Consider the following 17917-nt stretch of genomic DNA (forward strand, 5'->3'; position numbering starts at 1 on the left):
CACAATCTCGGCATCGTGGCCGGCTATTCCCGCCGGAGGTCGGTCGCCGTTGACTTGAGGACTGTGTCGGTCTATCGTGGTCCGTCGTCCAGCCCGCGGCCGCGAGCGATTTTTTTGATCATTCACCGATTTCCGAAGCTTTTTGGAGCATGGACGCGGTGTGCGGCAGGCAGTGCGAGAGGGGCTCATTCCCAGGAGCTAGTGAGGAGAATCGGAGCGAAGCATGAATAACGTATCAAGAATGATGCTGTGCCTGGCAGCCACCTTCATGGTGGTCATCGCCGGCGCCCAGCCTGGCTACGGCCAGAACGTCACGACCGGCACGATGGCCGGCGTCGTCATGGACGCGCAGAAAGGCGTCCTGCCCGGCGCCACCGTGGTCGCCATCCACACGCCGACCGGCACGACCTACGAAGCAGTCACCGCGAATGACGGCCACTTCTCGTTCATCAACATCAGGGTCGGCGGACCGTACACCGTGTCGGTCGTCATGCCGGGATTCAGGAAGCAGGAACAGACGGCCATCATGGTCGGCCTTGGCGAGGAGCGCAAGGTTGACTTCACGCTCGGGCTCGAATCCGTGCAGGAGACGGTCAACGTCGTCGCCGAAGCGCTCGTGATCGACCCGGCGCGCGCCGGCACGGCCGCGAACGTCTCGGCAGAAGCGATCCAGAACCTGCCCACGGTGAACCGCAGCATGTACGACTATGCGCGCACCTCCCCGCACTTCGTGATCAATCCCGTGGGGACCGACGCGTCGTCGATCTCGGTGGCAGGCCGCAACGACCGCTACAACAACATCCAGATTGATGGCGCCGTCAATAACGACGTCTTCGGTCTGTCGAGCAGCGGCACGCCGGGCGGAACGACCAGCACCGAGCCGATCAGCCTCGACGCCATCCAGGAACTGCAGTTGGTCGTTTCGGCGTATGACGTGCGCCAGGGCGGCTTCTCCGGTGGCAGCGTGAACGCGATCACCAAGAGCGGCACGAACAACATCAAGGGCACCGTCTACTACTTCGGCCGCAACCAGAACCTGGTGGGAGTCGGCCCGAACGACAGGAAGTTCGGGACGTTCAGCAACAAGACCTTCGGCGCGAGCGTCGGCGGCCCGATCGCGAAGAGCAAGCTCTTCTACTTCGCGAACTTCGAGCTCGGCCGCAAGAGCACACCGGCCGGTGCGTCGATTGCCGGCTCGGGCGTGAACTTCGGCCGCACCGCCGAGGTCGACCGGTTCCTGAGCATCCTCACCAACAAGTACGGCTACAACCCGGGCAACAAGGACGAGTTCACCCGCACCACGAACAACAACAAGGTGTTCATCCGCGGCGACATGAACATCTCGTCGAAGCACCAACTGACGGTCCGGAACAACTACGTCCAGGGGCTGAACGACATCGGGTCGCCCAACATCAGTTCCTACATCTTCCCGGATTCGTTCTACCGGATGAACAGCAAGACGAACTCGAGCGTCGGCCAGTTGAACAGCAACTTCGGGACGATCTTCAACGAGTTCCGCGTGGCGTACACGCGGGTTCGCGACTTCCGCGACAATCCGAACGCGCCCAAGCCGTTCCCGACGGTGAAGGCCACCCTGTCGGACAACAGCAGCGTGACCGCCGGCACCGAGCAGTATTCGGCGGCCAACCAGCTCGATCAGGACATCACGGAACTGACCGACGACGTGACGATCGTGAAGGGCAAGCACACCTTCACGGTGGGCTCGCACAACGAGTTCTACAAGTTCCGCAACCTGTATCTGGGGAACAACTACGGCTACTACCAGTTCAGCAGCCTGAACAACCTCGAGGCGGGGCTCGCCCAGAGCTTCGATCTGTCCTACGGCACGTTCGACCCGGCGTTCGCGGCGCGCTTCGGCATCCGCCAGTTCGGGTTCTACGCCGGCGACCAGTTCCGCGTCCGCAACAACTTCTCGCTGTCCTACGGCATCCGGTTCGACACGCCGTCGTTCCCGGACCACCCGACCAACAACCCGGCCTCCGAGCAGTACTTCGGATACAGGACCGACACCGTGCCCGTGGATCGGATCTGGTCGCCCCGCGTCGGCTTCAACTGGCAGGTCAGCCAGACGCGTCGCGAACAGGTACGCGGCGGGATCGGCATCTTCTCCGGCCGCACGCCGTACGTCTGGCTGTCGAACCAGTACGGCAACACCGGCATCGAGGTCACCCGTCCGCGCGTCTCTTTCAGCACCAGCAACAAGATCGCCTTCGTGGCGGACGCGCTGAACCAGCCGAAGAACGTCGGCGGCGCGCAGACCAATGAGATCGACATGGTCGATCCGAACTACAAGTACCCGAGACTGTTCCGCGGCAACATCGCCTACGATCGCGAACTGGGCTTCGGCGGCCTGGTGGGCACAGCCGAGTTCATCTATTCGCGGAACGTGCAGGACATCAAGTACCAGAACCTGAACTTCGTGAACAGCGGCACGACCCGGCCGGACGGCCGCATGGTGATGAAGCGCAACATCTCGACGCTGAGCGACGCGATCTTCCTCACCAACTCGGACCAGGGCAGCACGTGGAGCCTCGCGTTCAAGGTGGACAAGCCCTGGAAGAACAACTGGATGGCGTCGGCGTCGTACCTCTACAACCGCGCAGATTCGATCATGGACGGCACGTCGAGCCAGGCAGCCTCCAACTGGGGCTACAACCTGGTCGCCGGCAACCCGAACGACCCGCCACTCAGGACCTCCAACTTCGACGTCAGGCACCGGATCAACTTGAGCCTGTCATACCAGCTCAAGATTCCGCATGTTCCGACGACGCTGTCGATGTTCTACAACGGGCAGTCCGGCCGGCCGTACGCCATGATCTTCTACTACGACGTCAACGGCGACGGCCGCACGTCCAACGACCTGATGTACATCCCGAACAACGTCAGCGAGGTCGTCGTCACCAAGGGCACGGCCGACCAACTGGCGTCGTTCCTCGCCGCCGACCCGTGCGTCAACACCTACGCGGGCTCGATCATGCCGCGTAACGGCTGCCGCCAGCCGTGGACGAACCAGGTGGACTTCAAGGTCTCCGCAAAGGTCCCGCTCGGCAAGCGGAGCGTCGAGCTCGACCTGTCGGTCATCAACTTCCTCAACATGTTCAACAAGGATTGGGGAAAGGTCCAGTACCGCAGCAACAACCAGAATTCCGACATCAGCTACGGCGGCATCGACGCCGCGACGGGCAAGATGATCTACAACGTCAGCTACCTGAACCCGACGAGCGGATCGTGGGCGCAGTGGTACACCGATGACTTCCGGTCGCGGTGGCAGGCCCAGTTCGGGGCGCGGTTCCGGTTCTAGGGCAGGAGTCGGGATTCAGGAGTCAGGGATTCCGAGGGCATTCGAGGGTGGCGGGCGCGGCTCGCCACCCTCGTTCCTTGTACGGCCGACGCCCCTCCGTCTTCCCGCCTGCTGCCGCCGCCCGTCGGCACGGGAGATCGCAGTAAGATGTCGTGGTGCTGACGTGGACGCCACGACTCGTCTCGGTCATCCTTGCCGTGCTCCTGCTCGCGACGACGGCGTGCCGGTCGAGCGCCCCGACGCCGCCCGTGCCCGCCACGCAGCCGAGCGTGCTGTTGATCACCATCGACACGCTGCGCGCCGACCGCCTCGGCGTCGGCCTCACACCAACGCTCGACGCGCTCGCCCGTGAGAGCGTCGTCTTCTCGCGGGCGCGCTCGGCGGTGCCACTCACGCTGCCGTCTCACGCGACGATCCTGAGCGGTCTCCTCCCGCCGCACCACGGACTGCGCGAGAACGGCCTCTACCGGTTCGACCGCAGCCGCCCGACGATGGCCTCGGTCTTGAAGGCGCGCGGGTACCGGACGGGCGCCGTGGTTGGCGCCTTCGTTCTCGATCGACAGTTCGGTCTCGACGCCGGATTCGACGTGTACGACGACCGCATTCCACGCGATCCGAATGCGACGACATCGAGACTCGAAGCCGAGCGACCTGCTCGCGTCGTCACCGACGCCGCGCTGGCCGTGCTCGACACGCATCTGATCGCCGCGCCGACCGCGGCAGGCCTCTCACCATCGGCGTCGCCGTTCTTTCTCTGGGTGCACTACTACGACCCGCACTCGCCGTACGAGCCGCCGCCCGAGTACCTGGCGCGGGCCCGGGGCAACCCCTACAACGGCGAGATCGCCTACGTCGACGCAGAGATCACTCGCCTCTTCGACGGGCTCGGTCAGCGCCGCGTCTTCGATCAGCTCGTCATCGTCGTCGCCGGCGACCACGGCGAGAGCCTGGGCGAGCATGGCGAGCGGACGCACGGCATGCTGCTCTACGAGTCCGCCGTTCGCGTGCCGCTCATCATCCGCGCACCCGGACGGCTGAAGCCGGCCGTGAGGCCAGACCCGGCGAGCCTTGCCGATGTCGCACCGACCGTGCTGGCGCTTGTCGGCGGGCCCGCGCCGACCTCCGACGGCTCGAATCTCGCCCGTACGGTGTCGGGGGACCGGGAACTCTACGCCGAGACCAACTACCCCCGAGCGGCCGGCTGGAGCCCCCTCCAGTCGCTCGTCGCGGGTCAGTGGAAGCTGATCCACTCGACCTCGCCGGAACTGTACGATCTCGATCGGGATCCGAACGAGACGCGCAGCATGGCGACCGAACGCTCCGCGCTGGCGGCCGCGATGGACGCGCGCGTCAGGGAACTGGCGACGACGGCAAGCGCCGCGAGACCCGTGCCGACCAACGAGGTCCGCGAACGCCTCCGCGCGCTCGGGTACGTCGCCGCATCGCCAACGGTCACGGAGCAGGCGGGGACCAATCCCGCGCGCGAAGTCGCAGCGTGGGGTGAGTTCGAGGACGCGCTGTCGGACATCACTGCCGGTCGCGCGGCTCTCGCTCTGCCCCGCCTGAAGATGCTGGCGACGAGGTATCCCGCCGCGCAGGTCTTCTCGACGACGTATGCCCAGGCGCAGATGGCGGCGGGCCGCCCGTCGGAGGCGTTGGTCACGTACCGCGCGTCGGTGGCCCGCTGGCCAGGGGACGCGGTCCTGTTGCACGATCTCGCGGTTGCGGCGCAGGCCGCGCGCCAGCCTGCCGAGGCGCTCCGCGCGGAGCGGGCGGCGCTGGTCGTCGATCCGAACTATCCCACCGCACACAACGGCGTCGGCCTCCTGCTCGCGGACGGAGGCCGCGCCGCAGATGCGGCGGCCGCATTCGAGAAGGCGGCCACGCTCGAACCGAGCAATCCGTCGTTTTGGACGAACCTCGGCAACGCGCGCCGCGAACTTCGCGATCAGACGGGCGCAACGGCCGCCTATCAACGTGCGTTGGCGGTCGATCCCGCCTGGCCCGACGCCGCCAACGGCATGGGCGTGACCCTCGTCCAGGCCGGACGCGCTGTTGAGGCGGTCGGCTGGTTCGAGAAGGCGTTGACGCGGGCTCCCGACTTCTACGAGGCGCGCCTGAACCTCGGGATCGCGTGCCAGCAGGCCGGCCAGATCGAACCAGCCCGGCGGGCGTATCGTGCCGTGCTCGCTGCCCCGGCGAGGTACCGACAGCAACGGGACGCGGCAGCCAGGTTGCTGGAGATGGTGAAATGACCACGTCTCCCGTGCCGAGGCGGTCGAGCATCGGCGGGAACAGGACTTCGGGCCCGCTCGCTCTCCTGCTCCTCGTTCCCTTTCTCGCCGCCTGCTCCCCGCCGGCGAACTCTCCCGCCCCGCGGCCCGCGGCGGCGCGCAACCTCGTGCTCGTCACCATCGACACAATGCGTGCGGATCATGTCGGCGCGTACGGCTACACCGCGGCACGCACCCCGAGCCTCGACCGTCTCGCGAATGAGGGCACGCGCTTCGATCGCGCCTTCGCAACCGCACCCATCACCCTCACCTCACACGCCAGCCTGCTGACTGGCCGCTATCCTCCCGGACATGGTGCCCGGGACAACGGCACACCGATGCGCGGCAACGTGCCCACGCTGGGCACCGTTCTGCACGATCGCGGCTTTGCGACGGCGGCGTTCGTCGCCGCGTTCCCGCTCGATCGTCGCTTCGGCCTCACCCGAGGCTTCGACGTGTACAGCGATCGGATGCCGCGATCATCCGATGGCCGTCTCCAGAACGAGCGACCGGGCCGACAGGTAGTGGACGAAGCCATCGCATGGATGAACGGTCGTGACGCCCGGTTCTTCGTCTGGGTACACCTGTTCGAGCCGCACGCACCCTACGGCGATCCGGTCCGCGATGCCGGCAGGCCAGCCGTCGCGCGGTACGACGACGAGATCGCGACCGCAGACCGCGAGACGGGCCGCCTGATCGATGCCCTTGGCTCCCGACTCCGGGACACGCTCGTCGTCGTGGCCAGCGATCACGGCGAGGCGTTCGGCGAGCACGGCGAGATCGGCCACAGCCTGTTCGTCTATGACACGACCTTGCGAGTGGCCCTGCTGTTCCGCGGCCCCGGCGTGCCGGCCGGCCGGACCGCGGCCGCACCCGTCAGCCTCGTCGATGTCGTGCCCACCGTGATGGGACTGCTCGGCCTTTCCCGGCTGGACGCCGACGGAATCGATCTCCGGCCCGTGATCGACGGCGCCCCAGGCCCGGCCCGGGAACTCTACGCGGAATCGTTCGCGCCGCTGGTGGACTTCGGCTGGAGCCCGCTCAGAACCGTCCGGCAAGGACGCTGGAAGGCCATCGCAGCACCGCGCCCGGAACTGTTCGACGTCGAGCGGGATCCGGACGAGCGCGACGACCTGGCCGTGCAATCCACCGATGCGACGAAGGCGGCGCTCGCTGGCCTGTTGTCACGTGCCGACCGGTATTCGGGCTCCGATTTGCCGGCGGCCGACCGCCCGGCAGCCGGCGGTAGCGGGCAATCTACTGACGACGCCCGGTCGCGACTGAGCGCGCTTGGCTACGTGCAGGGAGGGCGAGCAACCGTGCGCGGCAGGCCGGATCCGAAGGACCGGCGTGGCCTCGCGGCGCGCATCGCGCAGGTGACGTCGGGAGAAATCACGGGCGACGCCCTGGTCGTGTCGCTGCGGTCGATCCTGCGGGAAGACCCGGGCAACGGGCAGATGCACCTGCGCCTTGGCGATGCGCTCATCGGACGTGGCTCGATCCCGGAAGCGGAGGCTCAGTTCGCGGCCGCCCTCTCGGCGGAGGTCCCGGGCGCCGACCCGTACATCGGGCTGGCATTCTGTCAGGCGAAGCACGGAGCACTCGACGCCGCCCTCCGCACGCTGCGCACCGCCGACAGGATCGATCCCGCGAACCCGGTCGTGCTGGCGAACATCGGCGTTCTCGAAGCCCGACGTGGACAGCAACGAACGGCCGCCGCAGCTTTGCGCCAGGCTCTCGAACTCGACCCCGACCTCCACGAGGCCCGTTTCAACCTCGCCTTGGCGCTCGCCCGGGCAGGTCAGCGGGCCGGGGCCGCACACGAGGCCCAGGAACTGCTTCGGCGCCTCCCGCTCGGTGCCCCGCAGCGTCCCGAAGTGGAACGACTGCTGGCGGCGCTTCGTTGAGGGTCCACAAGTCGGGGCACCGATCCAACCGTCTGGATGAATCCGGCCAAGATTTTGGAGTTCAAACCAGGACTCGCGCACTCCACAGTAGAATCATCCAGTCCTGTCAACGACTTAGCGCCGTACCCCACAGCTGAGCCAATGGCCTGCGGCTTGCGTTGTCGAAGTGCAGGTTTCCCTCGAGCCATTGTTGTATCCACCGACCGTCGGCGTATCCGGAACGAGGAGGGTTAGGCATGAGACGAGTTGTACTCTTGTCGGTCGTATTCGCCCTGTTGCTGGCGTTGCCCGCGATGGCACAGCAGACGACAGGCACAATCGCCGGGAAGATCGTCGATCAGCAGGGAGCCATCATCCCTGGCGCGAGCATCACGGCAACCAACGCCGCCACCGGCTTCAACCGGACCGTGGTGTCGGATGCGGTCGGCCTGTACCGAATTGCCGCGCTGCCAGTCGGCACCTACGACGTGAAGGTCGAACTCTCCGGGTTCCAGCCGACGGAGCGGAAGGGCGTCGTAGTCAACCTGGGTCAGTCGATCGACATCGAGTTGCAGCTCCGCGTGGCGTCGATGGCCGAGACGGTGACTGTGACCGGCGAGACCCCGCTCATCGAGACGACCTCATCGGCGGTCGGTGGCGTCGTTGACGTGAACAAGATCGAGGCCATGCCGCTCAACGGCCGGCAGTTCGCCAACCTGGCGATGACGATCGCGGGCGTCGGCATGGGGTTCCACTCCGACCCGACCAAGAGCACCCAGTATTCGCCGCAGATTGCGGGCGGCAACGGCCGCAACGTGAACTACCAGATTGACGGCGGCGACAACAACGACGACACGGTCGGCGGCCTGTTGCAGCTCTTCCCGCTCGAGGCGATCCAGGAATTCAACATGATCACCTCGCGCTACAAGGCGGAGTACGGCCGCAGCAACGGCGGCGTCATGAACATCGTGACCAAGGGCGGCACCAACAAGTTCGGCGGCTCGTGGTTCACGATGCTGCGCGACAAGTCGCTGAATGCCGAGACGCAGAGCGAGAAGATGGCCGACGTCGCCAACGTCGCGGCGGGCACACCGGCCACCGGCAAGAACGCCTATCGCCGCTACCAGTTCGGCGGGTCGTTCGGCGGGCCGATCGCGCTCAACAAGGCCCACTTCTTCGTCGCGGCCGAACGGACGTCGCAGACCACCAAGCAGATCGTCGACACGTTCGGCATGTTCCCGTCGCAGGACGGCGCATTCGACATCCCGGTGACGGAGAACCTCTTTACCGGCAAGGCCACGATGAACCTCACGCCGAACCAGTACCTCTCGGTTCGGTACGGCCGGAACACCAACGCGCAGGTCTACAACGCGAGCAAACGCTCGGTCCCCGACAACTGGGGCGACAGCACGAACACGTTCAACTCGATCAACGCCAACCACAACTGGGTGCTCGGCGGGACGAAGCTGAACGAGTTCATCTTCCAGTACGCCGACTTCCAGAACAACATCACCTCGCGGTCGAACCAGCCGCAGGAGTCGTTCCCGAACGGCGTGACGATCGGCTACAACAGCAACACGCCGCAGACCACCATCCAGCACAAGTTCCAGTTCCGCGACGACTTCTCCTGGCACATGGCCGGCAAGGGCGGCCTCGGCCACGACTTCAAGACGGGCGTGAACGTCATCTATGAGCCGCGACTGTTCATCACCTTCAACGCCGGGTCGGGCGCCTACGCGTACACGCACCTCGACAACACCCGGACCGGGCCGATCAGCGCCATCAGCCTCGGGTCGGCCGGGGCGGGCGTGAACCTGCCGATGAACCAGTACGGGGTCTATTTCCAGGACGACTGGCGCGTCAACGACCGCCTGACGGTGAACGCGGGGATCCGGTACGACATCGTCACCGGGTTCGCCATCGACCAGTCGACGGTAACGAACTTCCAGAAGATGCAGACGGCGGCGGCGGCTGGCCGGTTCGCCGGCGTGCCGGCGTTCGGGGATTGGGGCAAGAGCCCGCAGGAAGACAAGAACAACATCCAGCCACGCATCGGCATCGCATGGGACGTGCGCGGGAACGGCAAGGACCTCGTCCGCGGCGGCTGGGGAATCTACTACGACTTCGGCTACACGAACGCCAACATCCTGTTCGCCGCGCTGAACACCGTCGGCGGCCAGGGCTCGGTGTACCAGGTCAGCGGCATCTCCTCGGGCATCAAGAATGCCAACGGCACCTTCTTCAAGGTCGGCGACCCGATTGGTGCGATCACGTCGCCCAACGAGATCGCCAATCCGAACGGTCCGTTCTTCAACAGCCACGTCGCCTCGCCGCGCATCCTCCAGCCGTACACCAACCAGTGGTCGGCTGGCTGGTCGCACCAGCTCTCGGCCTCCACGGTGGTCGACATCGACTACGTGGGCACCCGCGGCCACGACCTCGGCGTGCGCTGGGCATTGAACACCCGCATCAATGGCGGTGCCCGCCGCTTCGCGGATCTGGCGTTGAGCCCCGCGAACCCGACGTTCGACCTCAGCGTCGGCGCGAGCAAGTTCGACGGCGTGACCTTCGGGATCCGGCGCCGGATGTCCAAGCACGTGTCGTACAACGCGTGGTACATGCTGTCGAGAGCCACGGGGCTCGGAGGCCTCGCGATTGACGAACTGACCACGAACCTCGTGCAGGACGCCACACAGCCGTTCGCCGACGTTCAGTGGGGCCCGGCGGGCCGGTCCGACGCCCGCCACAAGATCACGATCAGCGCGGTGATCGAGGCGCCCTACGGGATCAACATCTCGCCGATCTTCCGGTACCGCTCGGCGCTGCCCGCCCACATCTTCGACGGTCGGGACCTGAACAAGGACGGCGTGACGAACGACATCGGCCCGACCGCCTACGAGTTCACCGGCCTCAACTCGAACAACCAGCCGACCTGGAAGGAGGTCGGCGCGTGCACGAACATCAACTGCGGGCGCGGCGCACCGCTGTCGCAGATGAACCTGCGCGTGAGCAAGGCGTTCAGGCTCCCGTCGAACATGCACTTCGAGGTGATCGGCGAGATCTTCAACTTGTTCAACGCCATCAACCCGGCGTTCGGTAGCGGCGCGTCGTCGTCGTTCCGCCAGTTCACCGGCACCGGTGCGCCGAACGCCAGCTTCATGGTTCCGACCGCCTATGCGGGTGACAACGGTCAGCCCGAGCAGCGTGTCGGCCAGATCGGCTTCCGGTTCACCTTCTAGAAAAGGATGAAGGATGAAGGATGAAGGATGAAGGATGAAGACGGAACGCTGAACGCTGAACGCTGAACGCAAACGGGGCCGGGCGAGTCACTCGCCCGGCCCCTTCGTTCGTACCCCGATCCCTGACCCCTGTCGCCGAATCCCTCTTCTCTACTTCACCGTGGGCTTCGGCACCGGCTTGAGCTGGTACCCTTTGCGCGACCACACGGTGATGTCCTTGCGCGTCGGCACCTTCACCTCGAGCGTCCGTCGCTTCTTGGTGGGATCGGGGTTGCTGGAGTAGTAGCCCAGCACGTAGTAGTCGCTCGTCTCAGCGTCGATGCGCTTGAGCGCACGGTCGAAGTCGTTCTGGTTGACGACGGCAATGCCGCCGGTCTCGTCGGCCAGGACACGCAGGCTGTCCTGCGACTTGCGAATGTAATCCTGCCACTCGGTCGGATCCACCTGCTCATCGATATCCGGTCCGCCCACCAGGCCCCGCGGGTCGATGGTGTACATCGTCACGTTGGCGCGGTTCGCCGTGCGTGTCAGGTCCGCGAGTTCCCGCGCGAGGTCGGCGTCAGCGAACTGCTGTCCCTGCCGCTGCCAATCCACTTCCTGCTCGGCCTGCTGCTGTGCGGACGCGTCCTGCCCCTGCGGCGTCGGCTGCTGATCCATGTAGTTCTTCTTGCGCGCATCGGAGAACGGGTTGAAGTCGTAGCCGTTGCTGACGTAGATGAGCGCCTTGCGCCGGTTGTGGACGCCTTCCAGGTTCTTCATGAGGTCGTAGGCCGTCGAAAACGCCACGTGGGCGCGATACCGCACCTCGTTCGGTCCCTCCGAGGTTTCGCCCCCCGTGATGATGTCGTTCGGCTTCAGTCCGTTCCCGGCGATCTTCTTGATCGCCTCGTCGAGCCGCTTGATGTCGTACGTCATGTCGATCGCCAGCGACGATGGCCCGGTGGAGACGATGCCGAACATGTCGCCGTCGTGGACGAGCGTCTTGCGAATCTTCGTGAAGAGTTCGCGGATGCGGCCGGTGTTCCTGAAGTCGAGGTGCAGGTCGTCCACGAAGAAGATGAAGATCCGCCCCGCTGCGTCGTTTGTCGGACGCGGCGGTGGAAGGATGATGCCTTCCTCGGGCGGCGGCGGAGGCGCGGTCAGCGGGCTGAACTGCCGCCCGCCATGGAACAGGGTCATCGTCGTGATGTCCTGCTTCACGCCGTCCTCGTACACCTCGAAGTCGCCGGGCTTGAGGTCCGAGACGAACTGGCCCTTGTTGTCGCGGGCGATGACGTCGGTCGTCACCAGATCGATCCGCACCCGAAACGTCGGCGTCTGCGGAACGATGTCGGTGCGGTTGGGCGCGGTCTGCTGCTCATCGGACGACGCCTGCGCTGCAAGACCGATCGAGCACAACCCGGCGGCAAGCATTGCGAGGGCGAATCGCTTCCCCTTCATCTTCATGCCCTTAGTATATCCGCGGCTCATAGGTGTTGTCCCCGACACGAGCGGGTGCGAGGTGCGGTCGGCGGCCGGCACGCTGACTTCTGATGTTTAGACGAGCGGGGGCCGCGCGCGGACGGGCGACCCGTGCGGGAAACTGGGCGGGCTGCTGGGGGCGGCTCGAGCGGCGCCCCTACCGTTTCGGCTTGCGGGAGACAGGCTTGGCGGCAGCTTTCTTCGGATGCGCGCGTTTCACGGCGGCAGGCTTCGGCACCTGTCGGGCGGGCGCGGGGGAGCGCTTGGCCGCTTCCGCCGGACGTCTGGCCGGCGCGGCTGCCCGGCGTGGTTCAGGTGCGTGGCGCCTGGCCGGCGCGGCGGGCGCCTTGAACGCCAGGTTGAACCGCATCTGATCGCCCACCGGGTGATAGGTCCAGATCTCCGCCACCGCAATGCTGTGCACGTCGCACAGCCGGCGGGCGGCCTCGACCGAACCGGTCGGAATGTACAGATGGAACGCCGCGCGCAGCCTGGCGAGCCGTGCCCACTGGGCAAGCGCCTCGAGATTGTTGACCGACTCGGCCGTTTCGACTTCGATGACGATCTCGGGTTTGTGGCTGCCGGTCAGTGACGCCAGCAGGACATCAGGGTACAGGAGGTTGTCACCCTGCGGAATCGGCGTCGTTTGCTCGGCGCCAACGTTGATGGCCGCCAGGTACTTGCGCCGCCAGCGCGTCTGGAGCAGGCGGATGACCCGGTCGTGCTCGAGCTGTTCGCGGACCGGGCGGACGAGGATGGGCGTCACACGGCCTCCACAAAGACCTTCACCGAGGGCGGAGAGAAGACCAAGCGCGCGATTATAACACCCCGTGGTGGCGAATCCAGCCGGAAACCGCCACTCCACACCGCCCCCTGTGCAGATATGCCATACTTGATCGGTTTCACGTCAGATAATCGAAGGTGAGGCGAAAGTCTCCTGAAAAGGTGGATTTGTGACCGTCCCGACCGACCGATTCCTCCGAGCCTGCAGACGGCAGACCGTCGATGCCACCCCCGTCTGGTTCATGCGGCAGGCTGGCCGCTACATGCCGGAATACCGCGAGCTGCGTGCACGGTACTCGATGCTGCAGATGTGCCAGACGCCCGAGCTCGCGGCCGAGGTGACGCTCCAGCCCATCCGGCGCCTGCCGCTCGACGCGGCCATCATTTTCTCGGATCTGCTGCTTCCGCTGCAGCCGCTCGGCCTCCCGTTCGATTTTGTCAAGGGTGAGGGCCCGCAGGTCGAGCGCCCGATCCGCAGCGAATCGGACGTCGACCGGCTGACCGGCTTCGAGCCGCGCGAAGGCCTGCGGCCGGTGCTCGACGCGATCCGCCTCGTCAAACACGAGCTCGGCGGGCACATCCCGCTCATCGGCTTTGCGGGCGCCCCGTTCACGCTGGCGTCCTACGCCATTGAGGGCGGCCACTCGAACCACTATGCGCACACCAAGGCGCTGATGTACGGCAACCCCGCCGCGTGGCACCGGCTGTGTGACCTGCTCGCCCGAACGTCCGGCGAATACCTCGTGGCCCAGGTCGAAGCCGGGGCAGACGTCGTTCAGGTGTTCGACTCCTGGGTGGGTGTGCTGAGCCCCGCGGACTACCGCGAGTTCGTCCTGCCGCACGCCAGGCTGATCTTCGACATCGTGCGGGCGACTGGTGTGCCCACGATCTACTTCGGGACGGGGACGGCCACGCTGCTCGGCCTCATGGCGGAGGCCGGCAGCGATATCGTCGGCGCCGACTGGCGGATCCCGCTGGACGAGGCATGGGACCGCATCGGCCACGACCGCGGCATCCAGGGCAACCTGGACCCGGCCCTCCTGCTCGGGCCGCGTGACCGGATGCTGGCAGGCGCCGGAGACGTACTGCGGCGGGCGGCTGGCCGTCCCGGTCACATCTTCAACCTGGGCCACGGGATCCTCCCTGGCACCCCGATCGATCAGGCCATCGCGCTCGCGGAGTACGTCCACCAGTACCTGCCGCCGACCACCGACCGGGTCGCCGTGAACCGATGACGGGCACGACCATGTCCACAGGCGTCCTGCTGATGGCCCACGGCACGCCTTCGTCGCTCGGCGAGATGGAGCCGTATTTGACGAAGGTCCGCGGTGGGCGCCCGCCCTCCGAGGATCTGCTGGCGGAGATGTGCCACAACTACGGTGCGATCGGGGGCCGCTCACCGCTCACCGACATCACGCTGCGCCAGCGGAACGGACTGCGGGACCTGCTCGGGCCGCGCTACAAGGTGCTCGTCGGGATGCGAAACTGGCACCCGTTCATCGCCGACGTGCTGCGCGCCCTCAACTGGTCGTCGGTGTCGCGCCTGATAGGCATTCCGCTGGCACCGCAGTTCTCCACACTGAGCGTGCAGAAGTACGTGGAGGCGGCCGAGGGGGCGTTGCCAGCAGGCATCGCGCTCGAGTGCGTGCGTTCGTACCATGATCACCCGCTGCTCGTCCAGGCGTTCGCGGAGCGAATCCGCGAAGCGGGCGGGCCGGCGGCGGATGAACTGGTGGTCTTCACCGCCCACGCCCTGCCCGAGCGGATCATCCGCGGCGGCGATCCGTATCGCGACCAGGTGGTCTCGACCGCCTGCGCCGTGGCGTCGGCCGCGGGAATCGCGCGCTACGACCTCGCGTTCCAGAGCGCAGGCCGGACGCCCGAACCGTGGATCGGGCCCGACCTGTCGGTCCTGCTGCGCGAACGCGCCGCCACCGGCGTACGTCGGGTGCTGGTCGTGCCCGTCGGGTTCGTCTGCGATCACACCGAGATCCTGTTCGACATCGACGTGCAGGCCCAGGCTACCGCCGCCGAGTCCGGCATCGCACTCCGGCGGACCGAATCGCTAAACACCTCTGCCACGTTCCTCCGGCTACTGGCGGACCTCGTGAGAACCGCAGCATTCGACGACACACCAACGGCGACCTGACCACGAAGGACACCAGGGACACGAAGAACGGCGGGGAGAAATGGGCGTGAATCGTCTGGACGTCGCGATCGTCGGGGGAGGGATCGCCGGGTTGGCGACTGCGTACGAACTGCATCGACGCGGTATCGCATTCCAACTGCTGGAGCAGGCGGAGCGGCCGGGGGGGGTCATCCTCACCGAGCATCGCGACGGCTTCACCTACGACGCCGGCCCGGACGCGCTGCTCATCCAGAAACCCGCGGCGATCACGCTCTGTCGTGAACTCGGGCTCGGCGACCGCCTCTTCCCCACCAGCAAACCGCGCGCGGCGTTCATCCTGCGGCAAGGGCACCTGCATCCGCTCCCGGAGAGTTCCGTCCTCGGAATCCCGCGCAACGTCACCGCCCTGGCGGCCACACGGCTGTTCTCGATCGTCGGCAAGGCGAGGATGGGCGCCGAGCTGTTCATCCCCAGGCGCGCCGACGGAACGACCGACGAATCGATCGCGTCGTTCATCGGTCGCCGGTTCGGTTCGGAGGCCGTCACCTACCTCGCCGAACCGCTGCTCGCCGGCATCCATGCGGGCGACGTGAACCGCCTGTCGATGCGGGCCCTCTTCCCGCGTTTCCTCGACGCCGAGCGCAAGCATGGCAGCGTCCTTCGCGCGTTCCGGCAGATCCGCCAGCCGAAGGCGTCGAACGGCGCCTTCATGTCGCTTCCCGGTGGCCTCGCCGAGATCGTGGATGCGCTCGTGCGCGTGCTGCCTCCAGACTCGATCTCCCTTGGCGCTCCCGTCCGGATGATCGAGCGGGGCGACGATGGATTCCGGCTGCTGATGCCGTCTGGCGAGGCAGTGATTGCACGCGCGGTCGTCGTCTGCACACCCGCGTTCGTGGCCGCTGCACTGCTCCGCCGTCTCGACGCGAAGTTGGCGTCGCTCTGCGACGCCGTCCCGTACGCGTCGAGCGCGACGATTACGCTCGCCTACCGGCGCGGCGATGTCGGGCATCCGCTGCTTGGCTCGGGCTTCGTGATTCCGCGAGTGGAGGAGACGGTCATGATGGCCGGGTCGTGGGTCTCGTCGAAGTGGCGGCACCGCGCGCCGGAGGGACACGTGCTGCTGCGCGCGTTCGTGGGCGGGGCACGCGACCCGCGGGCGATGGACCGCGATAACGCCGACCTCGTCGAAGTGGCGGCCGCCGAGATGGGACAGCTTCTGGGCATCCGCGCGCAGCCGCTGTTCACTGACATCCACCGCTGGGACCACGCGAACGCACAGCACGAGGTCGGCCACCTCGACGTCGTGGCCGCGATCGAGCGCCGGCTGGCCGACTGGCCGGGGCTCTATGTGACCGGGTCCGGGTTCCGTGGCGTGGGCGTACCGGACTGCGTCGCCGATGCCCGTGCCGTCGGTGAGCAGGTCAGCCAGTTTGTGGGCCGGCAACCGTCGGTTGTTCAGCAGGCCGACGAGAACCGGCGAGCCTGAACACATCCTGCTAGAATGTGCCTATGATTCGTGCGATCTCCCGTCCCTCCTTCCTCCTCGCCGTCATTCTCGGCTGCGCGGTGGCGCTGTCGACACCCGCGACGCCGGCCGGCTCTGTGTCAGCCCAGTCTTCCGCACAGTTGACGCCCGAGCTGCAGAAGCTGCTGAGCCAAATCAAGCAGGTGGACTCCGGGCAGTTGGCCATCTCGGAAGAAGACGGCCGATTCCTCAGGGTGATGGCGGCTACGAGCCGCTCGCGGCGGGCGCTCGAGATCGGGTCGGCCAGCGGCTACAGCGCCATCTGGATCGGCCTCGGCCTGCGGGAGAGCGGGGGCCGCATGGTGACGATCGAGTACGACGCGCAGCGAGCCAAGGAGGCGGCGGAGAACATCCGCCGCGCCGGCCTCGCCGACATCGTCCAAGTGGTGCAGGCCGACGCGTTCAAGGAGATCCCGAAGCTGCCGGGCACGTTCGACTTCGTCTTCCTCGATGCCTGGAAGAAGGACTACAGGCGCTTCCTCGATCTGGTCGTGCCGCGGCTCGATCCGGGCGGCCTCTTCCTCGCCCACAACGTGGTGAACAAGGGGAAGGAGATGCCCGATTTCCTCGAAGCGATCGAGAAGAGCCCGGCACTGCTCACGGCCATCGTCACGCCCTCGGGCGAGGGCATCTCGATGTCGTACAAGCGCAGATAGTCGCGCCGTGACCGGCAGCCTCGTGCTACTTCTTGGGCGCCTGGTGTTGCATCATACCGCGACGACCGGGCCCGCCCGGCCCCATTCCCATCGGCCCGAAGCCGATGCCCTGCTCTCGCGCGATCTTCTTCTGATCCGAGGTCAGCACCCCCGCGACCTTCGCCATCGTGTCGATGTGGGAGTCCATCATCTGAGCCTGGAGCTGCTGAATCTGCGCGGCGATGGCCTTGGCGGCCGTCACGTCGGGTGAGTCGCCGAAGATCGCAGCCTGCAGCTTCTTGTGCAGGTCGCCCATCGCGTCGGGCTGGCGCTGGTGCTGAGCCTGCTGATCCGCCATGATCTGGTGAATCTGGGTCTTCTGTTCCTCGGTGAGGTTCAGCGCCGCGAACGGCCCGCTCCCCATCGGTCCAGGCCCGCCGTGCCGCATGCCGGCGCCCTGCCGGTGCATCAGCGTGCCCTGGGCACCCTGCTGCTGCGCGGTCACCATTGCCGCGATCGACACCACCATCGCCACCGCCATCACCGTTCCAATCAGTCCTCGCATGGTCGTCTCCTCTGCCTGGTTGATCTGTACCTGTTCGTCGTGTCTTCAACACCGAGACCGCAAAGCCCGCGGAGATATTCCTGTGTGCCGTCTCCGCGAA

The 17917-nt window shown here is 66.4% G+C and carries 11 protein-coding genes; 8 read left to right on the forward strand and 3 right to left on the reverse strand.

Going from position 1 to position 17917, the window contains the following annotated elements; genetic code table 11:
* Window positions 1–223 precede the first annotated feature (223 nt).
* From VGK32_01460 to VGK32_01475, 4 genes are all read left to right on the forward strand, one after another.
* Window positions 224–3322: a TonB-dependent receptor gene (locus VGK32_01460; protein HEY3380401.1), complete on the forward strand. Its 3099-nt coding sequence runs from the start codon at window positions 224–226 to the stop codon at window positions 3320–3322.
* A 152-nt stretch (window positions 3323–3474) separates the two neighbouring features.
* Window positions 3475–5577 carry a sulfatase-like hydrolase/transferase gene (locus VGK32_01465; GenBank protein HEY3380402.1) on the forward strand — a complete coding sequence of 701 codons (2103 nt, stop codon included), beginning with the start codon at window positions 3475–3477 and terminating at the stop codon, window positions 5575–5577.
* A complete protein-coding gene (locus VGK32_01470; GenBank protein HEY3380403.1) occupies window positions 5574–7502 on the forward strand; it encodes a sulfatase-like hydrolase/transferase in 1929 nt (642 codons plus the stop codon). The genes VGK32_01465 and VGK32_01470 overlap by 4 nt, the downstream gene beginning before the upstream one ends.
* Window positions 7503–7738: 236 nt before the next feature.
* Window positions 7739–10720: a TonB-dependent receptor gene (locus VGK32_01475; GenBank protein ID HEY3380404.1), complete on the forward strand. Its 2982-nt coding sequence runs from the start codon at window positions 7739–7741 to the stop codon at window positions 10718–10720.
* 150 nt (window positions 10721–10870) lie between these two features.
* Here the strand turns inward: VGK32_01475 and VGK32_01480 are convergent, their stop codons facing one another.
* Together VGK32_01480 and VGK32_01485 are read right to left on the reverse strand one after the other, a co-directional pair.
* Complete coding sequence (locus VGK32_01480) at window positions 10871–12166, reverse strand: VWA domain-containing protein (GenBank protein HEY3380405.1); 1296 nt, start codon at window positions 12164–12166, stop codon at window positions 10871–10873.
* Between the two features lie 172 nt (window positions 12167–12338).
* Window positions 12339–12947 carry a hypothetical protein gene (locus VGK32_01485; protein HEY3380406.1) on the reverse strand — a complete coding sequence of 203 codons (609 nt, stop codon included), beginning with the start codon at window positions 12945–12947 and terminating at the stop codon, window positions 12339–12341.
* Between the two features lie 187 nt (window positions 12948–13134).
* On the opposite strand from VGK32_01485, the gene hemE reads away from it, so the two are divergent.
* Genes hemE through VGK32_01505 form a run of 4 tightly spaced genes read left to right on the forward strand, consistent with a single transcriptional unit; the run spans window position 13135 to window position 17273 of the window.
* Window positions 13135–14199 (forward strand): uroporphyrinogen decarboxylase, encoded by a 1065-nt coding sequence (gene hemE, locus VGK32_01490; GenBank protein HEY3380407.1) that lies wholly within the window; start codon window positions 13135–13137, stop codon window positions 14197–14199.
* 11 nt (window positions 14200–14210) lie between these two features.
* On the forward strand, window positions 14211–15113 hold the full coding sequence (gene hemH / locus VGK32_01495; GenBank protein ID HEY3380408.1) for a ferrochelatase: 903 nt from the start codon (window positions 14211–14213) through the stop codon (window positions 15111–15113).
* 46 nt (window positions 15114–15159) lie between these two features.
* Window positions 15160–16578 carry a protoporphyrinogen oxidase gene (hemG, locus tag VGK32_01500; protein ID HEY3380409.1) on the forward strand — a complete coding sequence of 473 codons (1419 nt, stop codon included), beginning with the start codon at window positions 15160–15162 and terminating at the stop codon, window positions 16576–16578.
* 23 nt (window positions 16579–16601) lie between these two features.
* Window positions 16602–17273 carry an O-methyltransferase gene (locus VGK32_01505; protein HEY3380410.1) on the forward strand — a complete coding sequence of 224 codons (672 nt, stop codon included), beginning with the start codon at window positions 16602–16604 and terminating at the stop codon, window positions 17271–17273.
* A gap of 25 nt (window positions 17274–17298) precedes the next feature.
* Here VGK32_01505 and VGK32_01510 read toward each other — a convergent pair whose 3' ends face one another.
* A complete protein-coding gene (locus tag VGK32_01510; GenBank protein ID HEY3380411.1) occupies window positions 17299–17817 on the reverse strand; it encodes a Spy/CpxP family protein refolding chaperone in 519 nt (172 codons plus the stop codon).
* Window positions 17818–17917: the final 100 nt, after the last annotated feature.

The sequence above is a fragment of the Vicinamibacterales bacterium genome (assembly GCA_036504215.1).
GTDB lineage: Bacteria > Acidobacteriota > Vicinamibacteria > Vicinamibacterales > Fen-181 > FEN-299.